This is a genomic window from Nocardia brasiliensis (genome assembly GCF_011801125.1).
GTDB lineage: Bacteria > Actinomycetota > Actinomycetes > Mycobacteriales > Mycobacteriaceae > Nocardia > Nocardia brasiliensis_C.
On sequence record NZ_CP046171.1, the window covers coordinates 7,169,947 to 7,184,708 of the forward strand.

General features: G+C 69.2%; 16 protein-coding genes. 9 read left to right on the plus strand and 7 right to left on the minus strand.

Translation table 11 applies throughout. From position 1 onward, the window contains the following. Window positions 1–39 precede the first annotated feature (39 nt). From F5X71_RS32730 to F5X71_RS32750, 5 genes are all read left to right on the plus strand, one after another. A complete protein-coding gene (locus F5X71_RS32730) occupies window positions 40–933 on the plus strand; it encodes a 1,4-dihydroxy-2-naphthoyl-CoA synthase (protein ID WP_167465453.1) in 894 nt (297 codons plus the stop codon). Window position 934: 1 nt separating this feature from the next. Beyond that, window positions 935–1,327, plus strand: coding sequence for a VOC family protein (locus tag F5X71_RS32735; protein WP_167465454.1), 393 nt, complete (start codon window positions 935–937; stop codon window positions 1,325–1,327). A 385-nt stretch (window positions 1,328–1,712) separates the two neighbouring features. Further along, window positions 1,713–2,846, plus strand: a complete 1,134-nt coding sequence (gene menE / locus F5X71_RS32740) for an o-succinylbenzoate--CoA ligase (RefSeq protein ID WP_428981513.1) — start codon at window positions 1,713–1,715, stop codon at window positions 2,844–2,846. Between the two features lie 64 nt (window positions 2,847–2,910). Continuing rightward, a complete protein-coding gene (locus F5X71_RS32745; protein WP_167465456.1) occupies window positions 2,911–3,894 on the plus strand; it encodes an ATP-binding cassette domain-containing protein in 984 nt (327 codons plus the stop codon). After that, window positions 3,891–4,727: an ABC transporter permease gene (locus F5X71_RS32750; protein WP_167465457.1), complete on the plus strand. Its 837-nt coding sequence runs from the start codon at window positions 3,891–3,893 to the stop codon at window positions 4,725–4,727. Before F5X71_RS32745 ends, F5X71_RS32750 begins: the two co-directional genes overlap by 4 nt. A gap of 82 nt (window positions 4,728–4,809) precedes the next feature. Here F5X71_RS32750 and F5X71_RS32755 read toward each other — a convergent pair whose 3' ends face one another. Then, on the minus strand, window positions 4,810–8,154 hold the full coding sequence (locus F5X71_RS32755; protein ID WP_167465458.1) for an AfsR/SARP family transcriptional regulator: 3,345 nt from the start codon (window positions 8,152–8,154) through the stop codon (window positions 4,810–4,812). A gap of 86 nt (window positions 8,155–8,240) precedes the next feature. Between F5X71_RS32755 and F5X71_RS32760 the strand changes: the two genes are divergently transcribed. Both F5X71_RS32760 and F5X71_RS32765 read left to right on the plus strand, forming a co-directional pair. Then, window positions 8,241–8,708, plus strand: a complete 468-nt coding sequence (locus tag F5X71_RS32760; protein ID WP_167465459.1) for an SRPBCC family protein — start codon at window positions 8,241–8,243, stop codon at window positions 8,706–8,708. Between the two features lie 57 nt (window positions 8,709–8,765). Continuing rightward, a complete protein-coding gene (locus F5X71_RS32765) occupies window positions 8,766–9,635 on the plus strand; it encodes a 1,4-dihydroxy-2-naphthoate polyprenyltransferase (RefSeq protein WP_167465460.1) in 870 nt (289 codons plus the stop codon). 17 nt (window positions 9,636–9,652) lie between these two features. Here F5X71_RS32765 and F5X71_RS32770 read toward each other — a convergent pair whose 3' ends face one another. The 5 genes from F5X71_RS32770 to F5X71_RS32790 form a co-directional block, all read right to left on the minus strand. Further along, on the minus strand, window positions 9,653–10,036 hold the full coding sequence (locus F5X71_RS32770) for a phage holin family protein (RefSeq protein ID WP_167465461.1): 384 nt from the start codon (window positions 10,034–10,036) through the stop codon (window positions 9,653–9,655). Between the two features lie 142 nt (window positions 10,037–10,178). Further along, window positions 10,179–10,754 carry a Clp protease N-terminal domain-containing protein gene (locus F5X71_RS32775; protein WP_167465462.1) on the minus strand — a complete coding sequence of 192 codons (576 nt, stop codon included), beginning with the start codon at window positions 10,752–10,754 and terminating at the stop codon, window positions 10,179–10,181. Then, window positions 10,754–10,975 (minus strand): helix-turn-helix domain-containing protein, encoded by a 222-nt coding sequence (locus F5X71_RS32780; RefSeq protein WP_167465463.1) that lies wholly within the window; start codon window positions 10,973–10,975, stop codon window positions 10,754–10,756. Before F5X71_RS32780 ends, F5X71_RS32775 begins: the two co-directional genes overlap by 1 nt. Window positions 10,976–11,119: 144 nt before the next feature. Further along, the gene (locus F5X71_RS32785) at window positions 11,120–12,205 is read right to left on the minus strand and encodes a PLP-dependent cysteine synthase family protein (RefSeq protein WP_167465464.1); all 1,086 of its coding nucleotides are present in this window, start codon (window positions 12,203–12,205) and stop codon (window positions 11,120–11,122) included. Continuing rightward, window positions 12,202–12,558 carry a DUF4229 domain-containing protein gene (locus tag F5X71_RS32790; RefSeq protein WP_167465465.1) on the minus strand — a complete coding sequence of 119 codons (357 nt, stop codon included), beginning with the start codon at window positions 12,556–12,558 and terminating at the stop codon, window positions 12,202–12,204. Before F5X71_RS32790 ends, F5X71_RS32785 begins: the two co-directional genes overlap by 4 nt. A 183-nt stretch (window positions 12,559–12,741) precedes the next feature. Between F5X71_RS32790 and F5X71_RS32795 the strand changes: the two genes are divergently transcribed. Further along, window positions 12,742–12,951, plus strand: coding sequence for a BldC family transcriptional regulator (locus tag F5X71_RS32795; RefSeq protein WP_014988539.1), 210 nt, complete (start codon window positions 12,742–12,744; stop codon window positions 12,949–12,951). A 118-nt stretch (window positions 12,952–13,069) separates the two neighbouring features. Further along, the gene (locus F5X71_RS32800; protein WP_167465466.1) at window positions 13,070–13,279 is read left to right on the plus strand and encodes a hypothetical protein; all 210 of its coding nucleotides are present in this window, start codon (window positions 13,070–13,072) and stop codon (window positions 13,277–13,279) included. Between the two features lie 35 nt (window positions 13,280–13,314). On the opposite strand, the gene F5X71_RS32805 is transcribed toward F5X71_RS32800, so the two are convergent. Continuing rightward, a complete protein-coding gene (locus tag F5X71_RS32805) occupies window positions 13,315–13,452 on the minus strand; it encodes a hypothetical protein (RefSeq protein ID WP_167465467.1) in 138 nt (45 codons plus the stop codon). Between the last annotated feature and the right edge of the window lie 1,310 nt (window positions 13,453–14,762).

Genomic DNA, 14,762 nt, shown 5'->3' on the forward strand with positions numbered 1-14,762 from the left:
CCGGTAGGCCGTCGCGGCCCGAGGGCAATAATCACTGGCGTGACGTTCAATCCGAAGTTGTGGCGGCCCGTCCCCGGGTTCGAGAATCTGACCGACATCACCTATCACCGGCACATCGAACAGGGCACCGTGCGGATCGCCTTCGATCGTCCCGAGGTGCGCAACGCGTTTCGCCCGCACACGGTCGACGAACTCTATCGGGCGCTCGACCACGCGCGGATGACCCCGGATGTCGGCGCCGTGCTGCTCACCGGCAACGGGCCGAGCCCCAAGGACGGCGGCTGGGCGTTCTGCTCCGGCGGCGATCAGCGCATCCGCGGCCGCAACGGCTACCAGTACGCCAGCGGCGACACCGCGGACACGGTGGACCAGGCGCGTGCGGGCCGGTTGCACATCCTCGAGGTGCAGCGACTCATCCGCTTCATGCCGAAGGTGGTCATCGCCCTGGTGAACGGCTGGGCCGCGGGCGGCGGGCACAGCCTGCACGTGGTCTGCGACCTCACCCTGGCCAGTCGCGAGCACGCCAGGTTCAAGCAGACCGACGCCGATGTCGGCAGCTTCGACGGCGGCTACGGCAGCGCCTACCTCGCGAAGATGGTCGGCCAGAAGTTCGCCAGGGAGATCTTCTTCCTCGGCCGCCCGTACACCGCCGAGGAGATGCACCAGATGGGCGCGGTGAACAAGGTGGTCGACCATGCCGAGCTCGAAGACGTCGCACTGGAGTGGACCGCCGATATCAACGGCAAATCGCCACAGGCGCAACGCATGCTGAAGTACGCGTTCAACCTGCTCGACGACGGGCTGGTGGGCCAGCAGCTGTTCGCGGGCGAGGCGACCAGGATGGCGTACATGACCGACGAGGCCGTCGAGGGCCGCGACTCGTTCCTGGAGAAGCGCAAGCCCGACTGGTCCCCCTACCCCTGGTACTTCTGACATGGAGATCCTCAACAGCAGAATCCTGCTGCGCCCCACGGACTACAAGACCACGCTCGCGTTCTACCGCGACAGCCTCGGCCTCGCGATCGCCCGCGAGTATCCGGGCGGCACCGTCTTCTTCGCCGGGCAGTCGCTGGTCGAGGTGGCCGCGCACGGCGGCTCGGGTCGTGCGGCACCGTTCCAGGGCGCGCTCTGGCTGCAGGTGCGTGACGTGTCCGACGCCGCGGCCGAGCTCGCGCTGAAAGGCATCGCGATCGACAAGTCCCCGGCCGTGCAGCCGTGGGGGCTGATCGAGATGTGGCTGCGCGACCCGGACGGGGTGCCGATCGTGCTCGTCGAGGTGCCGGCCGATCACCCGATACGCAGAGATACCCGCCGGTCAGACGACTGATCGCGGGTCCGCTTTGTTCCAAATGGGCACATCGAGTTGCCAAGCCGTGCCCCGGCGAGGACGATAGCGCTCGGATGGCCCCCGACCGCCGTTGTTTGGCCCGGCCGCCGTGTGAACCCGTCCGACGAGTGAATCGCAGCCCACATGCCTGGCGAACCTGAGCCCCATTTCTTGGGGGCGGCCGAACACGTCTCGCGCCGCCCCGGCAAACCGACCACCCGTTCCGCGTTCGGCGACGCGGCCATGACACGATCCCTACCGTGAGCGAGCGCAGTGAGCGGGCCAAGGGCACAGCGCCTCTGGGCACGAGGGGGTCGGGCATCGGGGTGCCGGGGGTCGTCGAGGCAGGTGAGGTGGGGTCGTGAGGACTCTCCGGACTTTGCCGATGCCCACCGGCTCCGGTGCGGGCGATATCCTGCCGCACCTGCGAGAGGCATTGGAGGGCAACGGGCCCGCGTGGCTGCCGATCCCGACCAGCGACCGCAGGGAGGCCAGGCGGCTCAGCGACGCCCTCTCCCCCGGCGAGACGATCGATGACGACGTCGCCCTGGTGGTGACCACCTCCGGCACCACAGGCGTGCCCAAAGGCGCGATGCTCAGTGCCGCCGCGCTGCGGGCCAGCGGCACCGCCACCCACGATCGGCTCGGCGGACCGGGCAGCTGGCTGCTCGCCCTGCCGACCCACCACATCGCGGGCATCCAGGTGCTGTTGCGCAGCATTCTGGCGGGCACCCAGCCCACCATCCTCGACGTGTCCGGCGGCTTCCTGCCGGAGGCGCTGGCAGGCGCGGTGTCGAGCATGCGCGGCGAGCGCCGCTACACCGCGCTGGTGCCGACCCAGCTGATCAAGGCTCTGGACGCACCGGGCGCCGCGGCCGCCCTCGCCGAGCTCGACGGCGTCCTGGTCGGCGGCGCGGCGACCCCGCTGCCGGTGTACGAGCGCGCGAAAGCGGCGGGCATCAATGTCGTTCGCACGTACGGCATGAGCGAGACCTGCGGCGGTTGCGTCTACGACGGGATCCCGCTGGACGGCACCGAGGTGCGCATCGAGGACGGTCGCGTCCTGCTCGGCGGCGCGATGATCGCGTCGGGCTACCGCGGGCAGCCCGATCATCCCGCGTTCGACGAGCCCGGCTGGTTCCGTACCGAGGACGCGGGCGTCTTCGAGGACGGCAGGCTGCGCATCACCGGCCGCCTCGACGAGGCGATCATGACCGGTGGCCTGCTGGTGATCCCGCAGGTGGTCGAGGCCGTGCTGATGACCCACCCCGCGGTCGGTGAATGCGTCGTGCTGGGGCTGCCCGACGAGCGGCTCGGTCAGCGGGTCGCCGTCGTCGTGGTGCCCGCGGCCGGTGCGGTGCCGACCCTGACCGAACTGCGCGATCACGTGATGGCCGAACTGGACGCCATCGCCGCCCCGCGCGAGCTCGGCATCATCGACGAGATCCCGCTGCGCGGCCCCGGCAAGCCGGACCGCAACACGCTGCGCAAACAGTTGCTCACCGACTCGGCGCGCTAGGCGCGAGTCGTCGCGCCATCGCGACGCAAGGGCGGTGCAAGAGCCAGGCCGCAGAGTCTCACCCATGACTTCTTTCACACCCACTTCAGCACTCGCCGTGGAGGCGAACGGGCTGGTCAAGGTGTTCGGGGAACAGCGGGCCGTCGACGGCGTGAGCCTGGCGGTGCCGCAGGGCTCGGTGTACGGCGTGCTCGGACCGAACGGCGCGGGCAAGACCACGACCATCAAGATGCTCGCCACCCTGCTGCGCCTCGACGGCGGCAGCGCCCGCATCTTCGGCCACGACGTGGTCGCCGAGCCGACGGCCGTGCGCTCGCTGGTCGGCGTCACCGGGCAGTACGCCTCGGTCGACGAGGATCTGTCCGCCACCGAGAACCTCGTCCTGTTCTCCCGCCTGCTCGGCCTCAGCCGCACCGAGGCCCGGCGCAAGTCGGTCGAACTGCTCGAGGAGTTCGACCTCGTCGAGGCCGCGACCAAGCCGCTCAAGAACTTCTCCGGCGGTATGCGGCGGCGCTTGGATCTGGCGGCCAGCCTGATCGCCACCCCGCCGCTGCTGTTCCTCGACGAGCCGACCACCGGCCTCGACCCGCGCACCCGCGCCCAGATGTGGGACACCATCCGCAGATTGGTCCGCGACGGCGCCACGGTGCTGCTCACCACGCAGTACCTGGACGAGGCGGACCAACTGGCCGACCGGATCGCGGTGATCGATCACGGCAAGGTGATCGCCGACGGCACCGCCGACGAACTCAAGGCCTCGGTCGGTGGTTCCGCGCTGCATCTGACGCTGACCGATCGGGCACAGCTCGACCAGGCCTGCCGGGTGGTCGGCGAGTTCCTCGGCGCGGAGGCCACGATCACGCCGGAGGCGGGCAGGCTCACCGCACCGCTGCGCGACGCGGGCATGACCGCCGATCTGCTGATCCGCTTGCGCGAGTGGCAGATCGGGATCGAGGAGATCACGGTCAGCAAGCCGAGCCTCGACGAGGTCTTTCTCACCATCACCGGCCACCCGGCCGACGACGACACCGAAAGGAGCGCGGCATGACCACGCTCACCGCCCCCGCACCGGGGCGCCATGCGGCACCGGCCGCGATCCCCGAGGTCAGCAACCACATCGGGCTGCGCCGAGCACTGTCGACCTCGCTGACGATGGCCCACCGCGGCCTGTTGAAGATCAAGCACAACCCGGAACAGCTGTTCGACGTGACCGTGCAGCCGATCCTGTTCACCGCGCTGTTCGCCTTCATCTTCGGTGGGGCGATCGGCGGGAACGTGCACGACTACCTGCCCATCCTGATTCCCGGCATCCTGGTCCAGACGGTGATCCTGACCTCGGTCGTCACCGGCACCCAGTTGCGCGAGGACATGGACAAGGGGGTCTTCGATCGGTTCAAATCCCTGCCGATCGCGCGGATCTCGGCGCTGGCAGGCGCGCTGGTCGCCGACATGGTGCGCTACACCATCGCCACGGTGCTCACCGTGCTCGTCGGGCTCTGCCTCGGCTACCGGCCCGGCGGCGGCTTCGTCGGCGTCGTCGCGGCCGCCCTGGTGATCATCGTCTGCTCGTTCGCGGTCAGCTGGATCTGGGCGCTGGTCGGCGTCACCGGTAAGAGTGCCGCAGGCGTGCAAGGCATCTCGATGATGGTGATGTTCCCGCTGACCTTCATGTCCGGTGCGTTCGCGATGGTGAGCACCATGCCGGGCTGGCTACAGGGACTCAACCGCGCCAACCCGGTCTACTACATGGTGAACACCTGCCGGGAGCTGATGAACGGCAACCAGTACACCGCCAATCTGGCCTGGTCGCTGCTCGGCGCGGTCGCGGTGATCGCCATCTTCGCTCCGCTCGCGGTCAAGGCGTACATGCGTCGGGCGTGAGCGCCCGAAACCGCTGCGGGACAACGCGACGCCGGACGGCCACAGGTCGTCCGGCGTCGCGGCGTTCGATGCCGCCGCGCGGTCAGGGCGCCTTGTGCAGATCGCGCAGGAGGGCCATGATGCGGTTGGCCGAATCCCGGCGCCGTAGCCGCCGCGCCACGGCGCGGGCGTCCGCCAGCGGTTGCGCGCCGAGCCGCTCCCGCGCCGCCGCCGCGTGTGTTGTCCACAGCATCGAAGGAAAGTCCTGGCGGCAGGACACATTCGGGGCCAGGGCGAGCAGATCGACACCGCGGGACGGATCCTGTTCCGTGGCGATCAGATACGAACCGACCGCACAGGCGATGCCGCCGATCTGCGGCAGGTCGGCGTATTGCGGCAGCGCCAGGAGCCCCTGCTCGATCAGCTGATCGGCGAGTTCCCCCGCGGTGTCGAAGGCGCCGTGCAGCACCCGCGCGGCCAGGGCCGCCGCACCGAGCATCAGCACACCGGGGCCGGGGGCCACGTCCATGGACGGCCAGCCGAACAGCTCCAGTGCCCGGTCGTAGCGACGCAGCCCCTCGGCGATGTCGCCGCGACCGAGCGATACCTCCGCCGCGCTCTGCATCACCGTGGCGAGCAGACGGTTGGTGCCCACCAGGTTGTTGTCGACATCGCAGGCGCGCAACGCCAGCTCGAGCTCGTGCTCGGCCGCCTCCTGCCTGCCCGCGCCGAGCAGCGCCCCCACCAGCGCGGCGCGGGTCTCGATGGTGTCCTCGAAGGCGCCGAGGCGCAGCAGCATCTCGAGCGAACGACGGTAGTACGGTTCGGCTTTCGCGTATTCGGCGATCTGCCCGTACACCTGGCCCAGGTGCCTGCAGACCATGGCGGTGCTCCAGATGTGGTCGTGGCCGAAGATGTCGAGCGCGCGGACCGCGTCCACGGTCGAACCGCGCACGTCGCCGAGGTTCTCCCGCATGTTCGCGCGCAACAGCAGCGCGCTGCCCTTGGTCTCGGCGTCCGGCGACCGGACCGCGTGCGCGATCAGCCGGGCCAGCCCGCGACCGTCGGCTCGACACAGCACGATCCCGGCGACGAAACGGCTGCTCGGGCTGAGTTCGGCACCGCCGCGCAGCATTCGGCGCACCCGCAGGCGCAGGGTGGCCAGCTCGCGCGCGGCGCCGTTGCTGTAGGCCAGGTGCAGGAACATGGTCTGGTAGCTGGCGAGCACCAGATCGGGCGGCGGCGCCTGCGGGCCGCTGTCCGCCGGCTCGAGCTGGGCGACCCGCGCGGCCCAGCCGACCACCTCCGCGTGCGAACCGCGCAGCATCCACAGCGCGGTCACCACTGGAAAGACGATGTAGGCGGTGTACGCGTCCCGCCGATCGAGCGCGACGCGCAGGGCAGCGAGCAGATTGTCCAGTTCCGCAGCGACCGACAGCGCGAGCCGCACCTGATCGCCCACCCGATAGTGCTCCGCGACATCGAGCGCATACGTCCTGGCCCACAGCAACATTCGATCGGCAACGAGCTCGGCCTCGCCGGGCTGGGCGGCCAGCTGCTCGGCGCCGTACTCACGTACCGTCTCCAGCATGCGATAGCGGGTGCCGAGCACCTCGTCGTCGAGCACCGTGAGCAGCGACTGGTTCACCAGCCCGTCCACCGCCGCGGCCGCGTCGTCGACCGCGGGCCCGGCAGCCACCACCTCGGCCGCCGACAGCGTGAAACCCGCTGGGAATCGGCACAATCGGCGCAGCGCGGCCTGTTGCGCGGCGTCGAGCAGGTTCCAGCTCCAGTCGATCACCGCGTGCAGGGTGCGGTGCCGTTCCGGCGAACTCCGGTCACCGTGGCGCAGCAGTGCGAACCGATCGGCCAGCCGCGCGGTGATCTCCTCGACGCTCATCACCCGCACCCGCGCGGCCGCTAGCTCGATCGCCAGCGGCAGTCCGTCCAACGTGTGGCACAACCGCGCGACGACCTCGAGATCGAGCCGAACCCCCGGTCGCACCGCCCTGGCGCGCGCCGCGAACAACTCGGTGGCGGGCGATCCGGTGGCGGCGATGGCCAAGGGCGGCAACGGATACACCGTCTCCGCGGTGATCATCAGCGGCGCCCGGCTCGTGGTCAGCACGGTCAGCCGATCCGCCACCCCGATCAGGTCGGCGACCACCACCGCGACGTCCTCGATCAGATGCTCGCAGTTGTCGAGGATCAGCAGCATCGGCCGGGACGCGATCGCCTCGCGCAGGCGCTGCCTGGCATCAACGCGCTGCCGCAGGGTCGTGGTGTTGTACGTGACATCGCTCAGCCCGAGCGTCGCGCTGATCGCGGCCTCGATCTCGACCCTGGCGTCGGCGCCGTCGGCGCGCACCGAGGCCAGCTCCACCAGCACCACCCGGTCGGTGGCGGCGGCGCGGGCGCCGAGTTCATTGGCGATGCGGGTCTTGCCCACGCCGCCGGGCCCGAGCACCGTGATCACCCGCGACACCTGCCGCAACGCGTCCAGCTCGGCCAACTCGTCCGCCCGCCCGAGCAGCGCGTTCGGCGCGGCGCGCAGGCCGATCGCCGCGGGCAGGGCGGGTTCCGGCGGGTCGGCGTCGGTGCTCGGCGCGGCGGCGACCGGCACGTCCGCGGCGGCGACGCCGTTGCGGCCCAGCCCTTCTCCGCGCAGGATCGCGGTATTCAGCTCGATCAGTGCCGGACCGGGATCCGCGCCGAGCTGCTCGACGAGCCGGCCACGGAACGTCGCGAACGACTCCAGTGCCTCGTTCTGGTGTCCCGCGCGCGCGAGCAGTCGCATCAGCGTGAGTTGGGCCGACTCGTCCAGCGGTTCGGCGCTCGCCCGGTGCCGCGCGAGCCGCAGCGCGCCATCGATGTCACCCGCCGACTCGCGGGCCGCGAGTTCCAGCATGGTCAATTCGGTCAGCCTGCCCGCCGCCGCGGCGCGCAGGGCATCGGCCACCTCGCCCGGCGCCAGATCGGCGCCCGGCTCGCCCCGCCACAGCGCGCGGGCCGCGGCGATCGAGTCCAGACAGCCCGCGTGATCGCCGCGGGTGCGGCATTCGCGCGCCTGGCGCAGCAACTCGGCGCTGCGGGTCAGGTCCACCTCGTCGGCGCGCAGGGTGAGCCGGTAGCCGGCCGGGCCGATCTCCAGCGCACCGTCCGGCAGCGCGGAGCGCAGCCGCGACACCTGGGTGTGCAGCGCGTTCATCGGCGCGCGCGGCGGCTGCTCACCCCACACGTCGTCGATGAGGGCCTGCGCGCTGCGGCTGCGGCCGGGTCGCAGGGCCAGCGCCGCGAGCAGCAGTCGCGATCGCGCGCCGGGCAACGTGGTCAGCACACCGGCACGGCGCAGCGCGATCTCGCCCAGCAGGGCCACCACGACTGGCTCGCCTGCGGGCGCCCGCAACGCTTGACCGCGACCACGCGGGCCGCCTTGATCCGACAACATCCCGCGGTCATCGTATGCGAGCGGGACTGACCGAGCCGACCTGGTTTTTCCCTCGTTCACCGTGGTCACTCACCTACGCTGTGCGCATGGCTGAGTTCGAAGTGGTCCGGCAGGCCGTCATCTCGGCCGAGCCATCGCGCATTCACGGGCTGATCGACGACCTGCGGGAGTGGACCAAGTGGTCGCCGTGGGAGGACCTCGATCCGCAATTGCAGCGCACCTACACCGGTGCCGAATCCGGCGTCGGCGCCAAATACGCCTGGACCGGCAACCGCAAGGCGGGCGCGGGCAGCATGGAGATCGTCGCGAGCGCCGAGCGCGAGATCGTGATCCGGCTGGAGTTCCACAAGCCGTGGACGGCAACCAACCAGGTGCTGTTCGAGCTGAACCCGACCGAATCCGGTGCCACCGAGGTGGTCTGGCGGATGAGCGGGCAGCAGCAGGGACTGATGAAGGTGCTCTCGAAGATCCTCCCCACCGACAAGTTCGTCGGCAAGGACTTCGAGAAGGGCCTGGCGCGGCTGAAGGCGGTCGCCGAGGGCAAGGGCGAGTAGGCCGCACAGCACGGCCTGCGCAGGGCCTGAGCGCGAGCGCGACACTATGCTGCGGGAATGGCTACTGCAGCGCAATGGATCGAGGGCGCGCGTCCACGCACCCTGCCGAACGCAATCGCCCCGGTGCTGGCAGGCACCGGCGCCGCAGCCTCGCTCGACGGCGCGGTGTGGTGGAAAGCCGTTCTCGCGCTGCTGGTCTCGCTGGCCCTGATCATCGGCGTGAACTTCGCCAACGACTACTCCGACGGTATCCGCGGCACCGACGACGTCCGCGTCGGCCCGGTGCGGCTGGTCGGGCAGAAACTCGCCTCCGCCGCGGCGGTGCGCAATGCCGCGATCCTGAGCCTGGGCATCGCCGCCGTGCTCGGTCTGATCCTGGCCGTGACCACGGCCTGGTGGCTGCTGCTGATCGGCGCGGCCTGCCTGGCGGGCGCCTGGTTCTACACCGGCGGCAGCAAGCCCTACGGGTACAGCGGTTTCGGTGAGGTCGCGGTGTTCGTGTTCTTCGGTCTGGTCGGCGTGCTCGGCACCGAGTTCGTGCAGGCGGAACGGATCGACTGGGTGGGCGCGGTGCTCGCGGTGTCGGTCGGCGCGTTCTCCAGTGCGGTGCTGGTCGCGAACAATCTGCGCGATATCCCGACCGACTCGCAGTCCGGAAAGGTCACCCTCGCGGTCAAACTCGGCGATCCCCGGACCAGGACCCTGCAGCTGGCCCTGCTCGCCGTGCCGTTCATCGGCACGCTGGCGCTGGTGGCGCGCACCCCGCTGGCCCTGGTCGGGCTGCTCGCCATCCCGCTCGCGGTGCGCGCCAACGCACCGGTGCGCGCGGGCAGGGGCGGACTGGAACTCATTCCGGCGCTGCGCGATTCCGGCCTGGCGATGCTCGCGTGGTCGGTGCTGACCGCGCTGGCCATCAGCTTCGGCTGAGCGCGCGCGGCGGCGGGTCAGTCGTTGTCGGGGACCAGGATGCCGAGCACCCAGTTCACCACCGAGACGATGACGCCGCCGATCACGGCGGCCCAGAACCCGTCGACCCGCAGCCCGTAGTCGGTGGTCTCGGTGATCTTCGCGGTCAGCCACAGCATGAGCGCGTTGATCACCAGCAGGAACAGTCCGAGCGTGACGATCACCAGCGGTAGCGACAGCAGCTTCACGACCGGCTTGACCAGCGCGTTCACCACCGTGAAGACCAGGGCGACGGCGACGAGCACGATCACCTTGCCGACGTTGCCGTTCTCGGCCGGGCTGATGATGTCGATCTTGTCGACCCAGGCGGCGGCCAGCCAGATCGCCACGGCGTTGATGATCAACCGAATCAGAAGCTGCATGCGCCCATGCTAGGCCTGAGGCGGGTGGGGTGGGTGGACATGTGTCGACCCAACACGCGAATCTCCGGCCGACCCGGGCGCGGCGAGCAGCCACGAAGTGGCCGGTGCGCGCCGCAACATCCGGGTGACACCCGTCCACTCGTCAGGCGGCGCGATCGAGCAGCGCGTGCACCTGCGAGCGCAGCTCGTCGATCGAGCCGGAGCCACCGAGCAGTCGCTCGGTCGTCTGATTCGGGGCGCGCAGGATACCGAGCAGCACGTGCCCGGACTCGATGGATTTGTCCTTGCGAGCCAACGCTTCCCGCAGCGAGAGTTCGAGGACCTTCTTCGCCTCCCTGGTGAACGGGATGTGCCCGGAATTCCGGCCGCGCCCGAACAGCCCGCGCCGTTCCTCGGGGACCGCGCGCTCGAGCGCGTCGGAGCCGAAGTTCGCCTCCAGCGACTCACGCACCGCGTCGAGATCGATGCCGATCGAGCGCAGCGCCTCGGCGTCGTCGGCACCAAGCGGCGCGTTCTTCCCGTTGTCAGCCAGCGCCCGCATGACGCCCGCGTGGGTCAGACCGGCCGCGGCGAGCACGCCGCGCAGGTCCGCTTCACCCTGTGCGAGCAGGCCGAGCAGCAGATGCTGCACCTCGATCGTGGGCGAGCGCAACTCGCGCGCGTCTTCCTGGGCGATGACGACGGCCGTCCGCGCCGCTCTGCTGAACCGCTCGAACATCAGGGGTTCCTGCCTCTCCGATTGTGCTTCTGGTGGACTGCCTGCTTGCTGACCTCGAGCGCCTCGGCGATCGCCTGCCAGGACCAGCCCTGTTCGCGGGCGTTGGCCACCTGGATCGCCTCCAGCCGTTCGAGCAGCCGTCGCAGCGCGAGCACCGCGCGCAACCCGACCTTGGGGTCGGGGCTGCCCGCGGCCGCCGCCAGAGTGGTTGCCTCAGTCATGTCGTCAATTTTGATTGACAACCCTGCTGCTGTCAACAAAAATTGACGACAGTTCGCCGACCGCGAAACCCGCGACAGCCACGACAAAGGCCACCCGCGCGCGGCATCAGGTCCGCGTACAGGTGGCCTCGTAGCGTCGAGCGTTCAGCCGGTCCAGGTGCCGGTGGCGATGAACTTCTCCAGAATCGCGGTCGGCTCGGCCAGGCTCAGACCCTGCGATTCGACCCACGCGTCATCGAAATACGTTCCGGCATAACGATCTCCGCCGTCGCACAGCAGGGTGACCACGCTGCCGCCGCGCCCCGCGGCCAGCATCTCGGCGATGATCGCGAACACGCCCCACAGGTTGGTGCCGGTCGAACCGCCGACGCGGCGACCGAGCACCCGACTGGCGTAGCGGGCGGCCGCGATCGAGCCCGCGTCGGGCACCTCGATCATCCGATCCACCACCTGGCCGACGAACGAGGGCTCCACCCGCGGGCGACCGATTCCCTCGATGCGCGAAGGCATTCCGGTCTGATAGCCCGCGTCGCCGGTCTCGTAACCACCGTAGAACGCCGAGTTCTCCGGATCGACGACCGCCAATTTCGTTGCGTGCCTGCGGTATCGGATATAGCGCCCGATGGTGGCGCTGGTACCGCCGGTGCCCGCGCCGACCACCACCCAGTTCGGCACCGGATGTGACTCCAAAGCCATTTGCTGGAAGATGGATTCGGCGATGTTGTTGTTGCCGCGCCAGTCGGTGGCACGCTCGGCATGGGTGAACTGATCCATGAAATGGCCACCGCATTCGGCGGCCAGCCGGGCCGCCTCGGTGTACATATCGGGCGGGCGCTGCACGAAATGGCAACGGCCGCCTTGCGCTTCGATCAGCGCGATCTTCTGCGGCGACGTGCTCGCCGGCATCACCGCCACGAAATCGAGACCGAGCAGCTTCGCGAAATACGCCTCGCTCACCGCCGTCGAACCCGACGACGCCTCCACCACCGTGGTGCCCTCGTGCACCCAGCCGTTGCAGATCGCGTACAGGAACAGCGAACGCGCCAGCCGATGCTTGAGACTGCCGGTGATATGCGTGGATTCGTCTTTCAGATACAGCTGCACGTTCCACTCGGCGGGCAGCGGGTAGCGCAGCAGGTGGGTGTCCGCACTGCGCTGCGCGTCGGCGTCGATCAGCCGGACCGCGTTGTCCACCCAGTCGCGCGGCGTGCTGCGGTCACAGGCCTTCACGAGGCGGCTCCGGGGCCATCCTCGGGCGCTTCACCACGCAACCGGGCCCGCAGCTGGGCCTTGTCGTGGCGGCGACGCTCGTCCACCACCGCGATGTCCTCGTTGACCCGCACCCGCAGCCGCTTGAACAGCATCAGCGACAGCGGCATCGCGATGATCAGCGCGAACAGGGCGGCGACCACCAGCGGGATGTCTACCGACACCAGCCGGGCCACCAGCACGATCAGCACCGTGATCACCACGACCAGAGCCAGCCGCGCGAGCGTGTACAGGCCGAGGTTGCGGGCGAGCCGACGACCCGCGCCAGCGGTTTGCTGTCCTGGAACACCATCCGGTGGAGTTGCGTCACTCACGTCGATCACCCTATGCGAAGCTGTTGCCCGCCCTCGGGCCGCGCCGGTCGCCGAGGTCGAGAGCGTATCCGTTTTGTCTATTACTTCCCCTTTACCAACAGTAGGTGGTTCGAGTACCTAGGGGTTTCAGTGCAACGATGTCGCCATCTGATGAGGGAACTGTCGAGAACGGAGAGGTTTGCTATGAGTGCGATCACCGTCGGCGGCCAGGACACCCTGCTGACGCCAGGGCAGGTTGCTGCCATGTTCCACGTCGATCCGAAGACAGTCACGCGCTGGGCGCATGCCGGTCGCCTCGGGTCGTTGCGCACACCGGGCGGGCATCGCCGGTTCCGCGAATCAGAAGTGATGCAGCTGCTCAAGTCGCTCACCACCGAGGCGACCTCGCGCTGACTCGGGCCGCGCGGGCCCATCGTGCCGGGGCCCGCGCCCACCCGTGGTATGTGATTTCACGTCTGCGGTGTGCGGGAGCTACGCGCGGGACTACCCTCGTAAAGAGGAGGTGAGCGACGTGACGTACCTGTTGGCACTCATCGCGGTCGTGGCAGTCGCGGTGTTGTGCTGGAAAGCGTTCGGCCCGGACAGAACCGCCGGGTCGCCGCCCAGCGCTCCCGCGCGTTCACCGCGCAAGCGCGTCATCGGCCCGGACGACGATCCGGAATTCCTCTGGCGGCTCTCCCGCCAGCATCGCGACGGCGATTCCAGCGGCAACGAACGCTGAGCGTTCGCGCCGAACCGCCCGCCCGCGCCCCCGATTCACCCGTCGACGACGTCGAGCCCCGGCAGGCCCTCGCTGGCCCGGAGCTGGTTCGCAAGCATCGTCAGATAGTGCTGCGCCTCTACCGACAGCCCGGCCGCGGTCCGGGCCAGCCTGCGCAGGGCAGTGTCGTTCAATCGGTTGACCAGACTCCCGTCCGCATCAACAACCGCCGCCGGGAGATAAGTGAAGAATTCGGATTCCAAGAGTCCGTCCCATCGAGCCGTTGAGCGCCGGTTCGGCGCGTCGCATGTAGTAAAGACACGTCTCCTCCCCGAACGGCACGCAACTCGGAACGTGATGTACGCCACGTTCTTTCGGACCTGGGTCGCGAGCGGGACACCGCAGGGGTACGTCCGACCCATGGGTGATCGACGCCGTTCTACGGCGTGCTGATGATGCTCGCCGCCATGCTCAGCGGCCTGTGGGTGGCCGATTTGCCCTGGTCAGCCCGGCGGATACTCGCATATCTCGCACTGTTCGTCCTCGCGCCGACCGGTTCCTGATGACCTTCCTGATCAATCCTTTGGTAAAGGACGGTGGTGCGTGCCACGACGGTATGCCGAGCGCGCCGTCGGCGAGAAGCGCATGATCGACGCCCTGCGAGTGCCGTCACGGTCCGTGCCACCGGCCGGATGCGCCGCCGAAGTCAGCTCGTTTCCGTCGCTCGCGCGGGCCCGATCGATGGCTTGACAGCGGTTGCCAGAAGTACGCTCGCCCTGCTCAGCGCGAGCCGGATCGCCCGAATACTCGGCCGGTTCGACGGCCGAAACAAGGTCGAACACTACGCTCTTCGCCCTCCGCCGAGCCCCGCCGAGCACTCCGGGACAGTTCGGAAAGTTTCCAGACCGTAGTAACCGGCGTGGTTGTTCCGGGGCCCGATCGTCACAGCTAGCGCTTGTCCGCTGACTCGCCGCGCCGAAACACCCACGGGTGCGCACAGCAGTACTTGAACCACCACCGGATCGATCGCGTAACGTTGCTCAGCCGACGCAGCGCAGCCCAGCGCAATCCGCTGCGAGCCAACTCATTCCATGTATTCGCTGAGTAGGGAACTGCGGAAGGCGACCCATCAGACGCTATGTCACAGGGCCGCAGTCGGTTTCGCGTCGAACCGTGACCACCTCGCCAGCGCAGGCCAGCTGACATGAAGACCACTCACTCCATGTCGGCCCGCAGATGCACCGGCAGGCGCAGGCTCGGGGCGGGAACCCGGCGAAACCGGAGATCACGCCATGCGTCGAGGTGGTACGGAGTTTCGCGGCGAATCGTAATCACGTCGCAGGCGTCGGCCCGCCGGCGCGATGGGTATACGCCCCACAGGACGACCAACCAAGTCCGCGCGGCAGGACCTCTGGTGGCGGCCTACCGAGATCCGAATCGCACACGCGGTATCCGGCAGGGCCGCAGGGAATTTCACGGCGAATCGCATTCAAATCGCTGACCA

Excerpts from the sequence above, each read along its gene's own strand:
- F5X71_RS32735 (WP_167465454.1), top strand. The coding sequence starts at position 935 with ATGGAGATCCTCAACAGCAGAATCCTGCTGCGCCCCACGGACTACAAG.
- menE (WP_428981513.1), top strand. The coding sequence starts at position 1,713 with ATGCCCACCGGCTCCGGTGCGGGCGATATCCTGCCGCACCTGCGAGAG.
- F5X71_RS32745 (WP_167465456.1), top strand. The coding sequence starts at position 2,911 with ATGACTTCTTTCACACCCACTTCAGCACTCGCCGTGGAGGCGAACGGG.
- F5X71_RS32750 (WP_167465457.1), top strand. The coding sequence starts at position 3,891 with ATGACCACGCTCACCGCCCCCGCACCGGGGCGCCATGCGGCACCGGCC.
- F5X71_RS32755 (WP_167465458.1), bottom strand. The coding sequence starts at position 8,154 with ATGTTGTCGGATCAAGGCGGCCCGCGTGGTCGCGGTCAAGCGTTGCGG.
- F5X71_RS32760 (WP_167465459.1), top strand. The coding sequence starts at position 8,241 with ATGGCTGAGTTCGAAGTGGTCCGGCAGGCCGTCATCTCGGCCGAGCCA.
- F5X71_RS32765 (WP_167465460.1), top strand. The coding sequence starts at position 8,766 with ATGGCTACTGCAGCGCAATGGATCGAGGGCGCGCGTCCACGCACCCTG.
- F5X71_RS32770 (WP_167465461.1), bottom strand. The coding sequence starts at position 10,036 with ATGCAGCTTCTGATTCGGTTGATCATCAACGCCGTGGCGATCTGGCTG.
- F5X71_RS32775 (WP_167465462.1), bottom strand. The coding sequence starts at position 10,754 with ATGTTCGAGCGGTTCAGCAGAGCGGCGCGGACGGCCGTCGTCATCGCC.
- F5X71_RS32780 (WP_167465463.1), bottom strand. The coding sequence starts at position 10,975 with ATGACTGAGGCAACCACTCTGGCGGCGGCCGCGGGCAGCCCCGACCCC.
- F5X71_RS32795 (WP_014988539.1), top strand. The coding sequence starts at position 12,742 with ATGAGTGCGATCACCGTCGGCGGCCAGGACACCCTGCTGACGCCAGGG.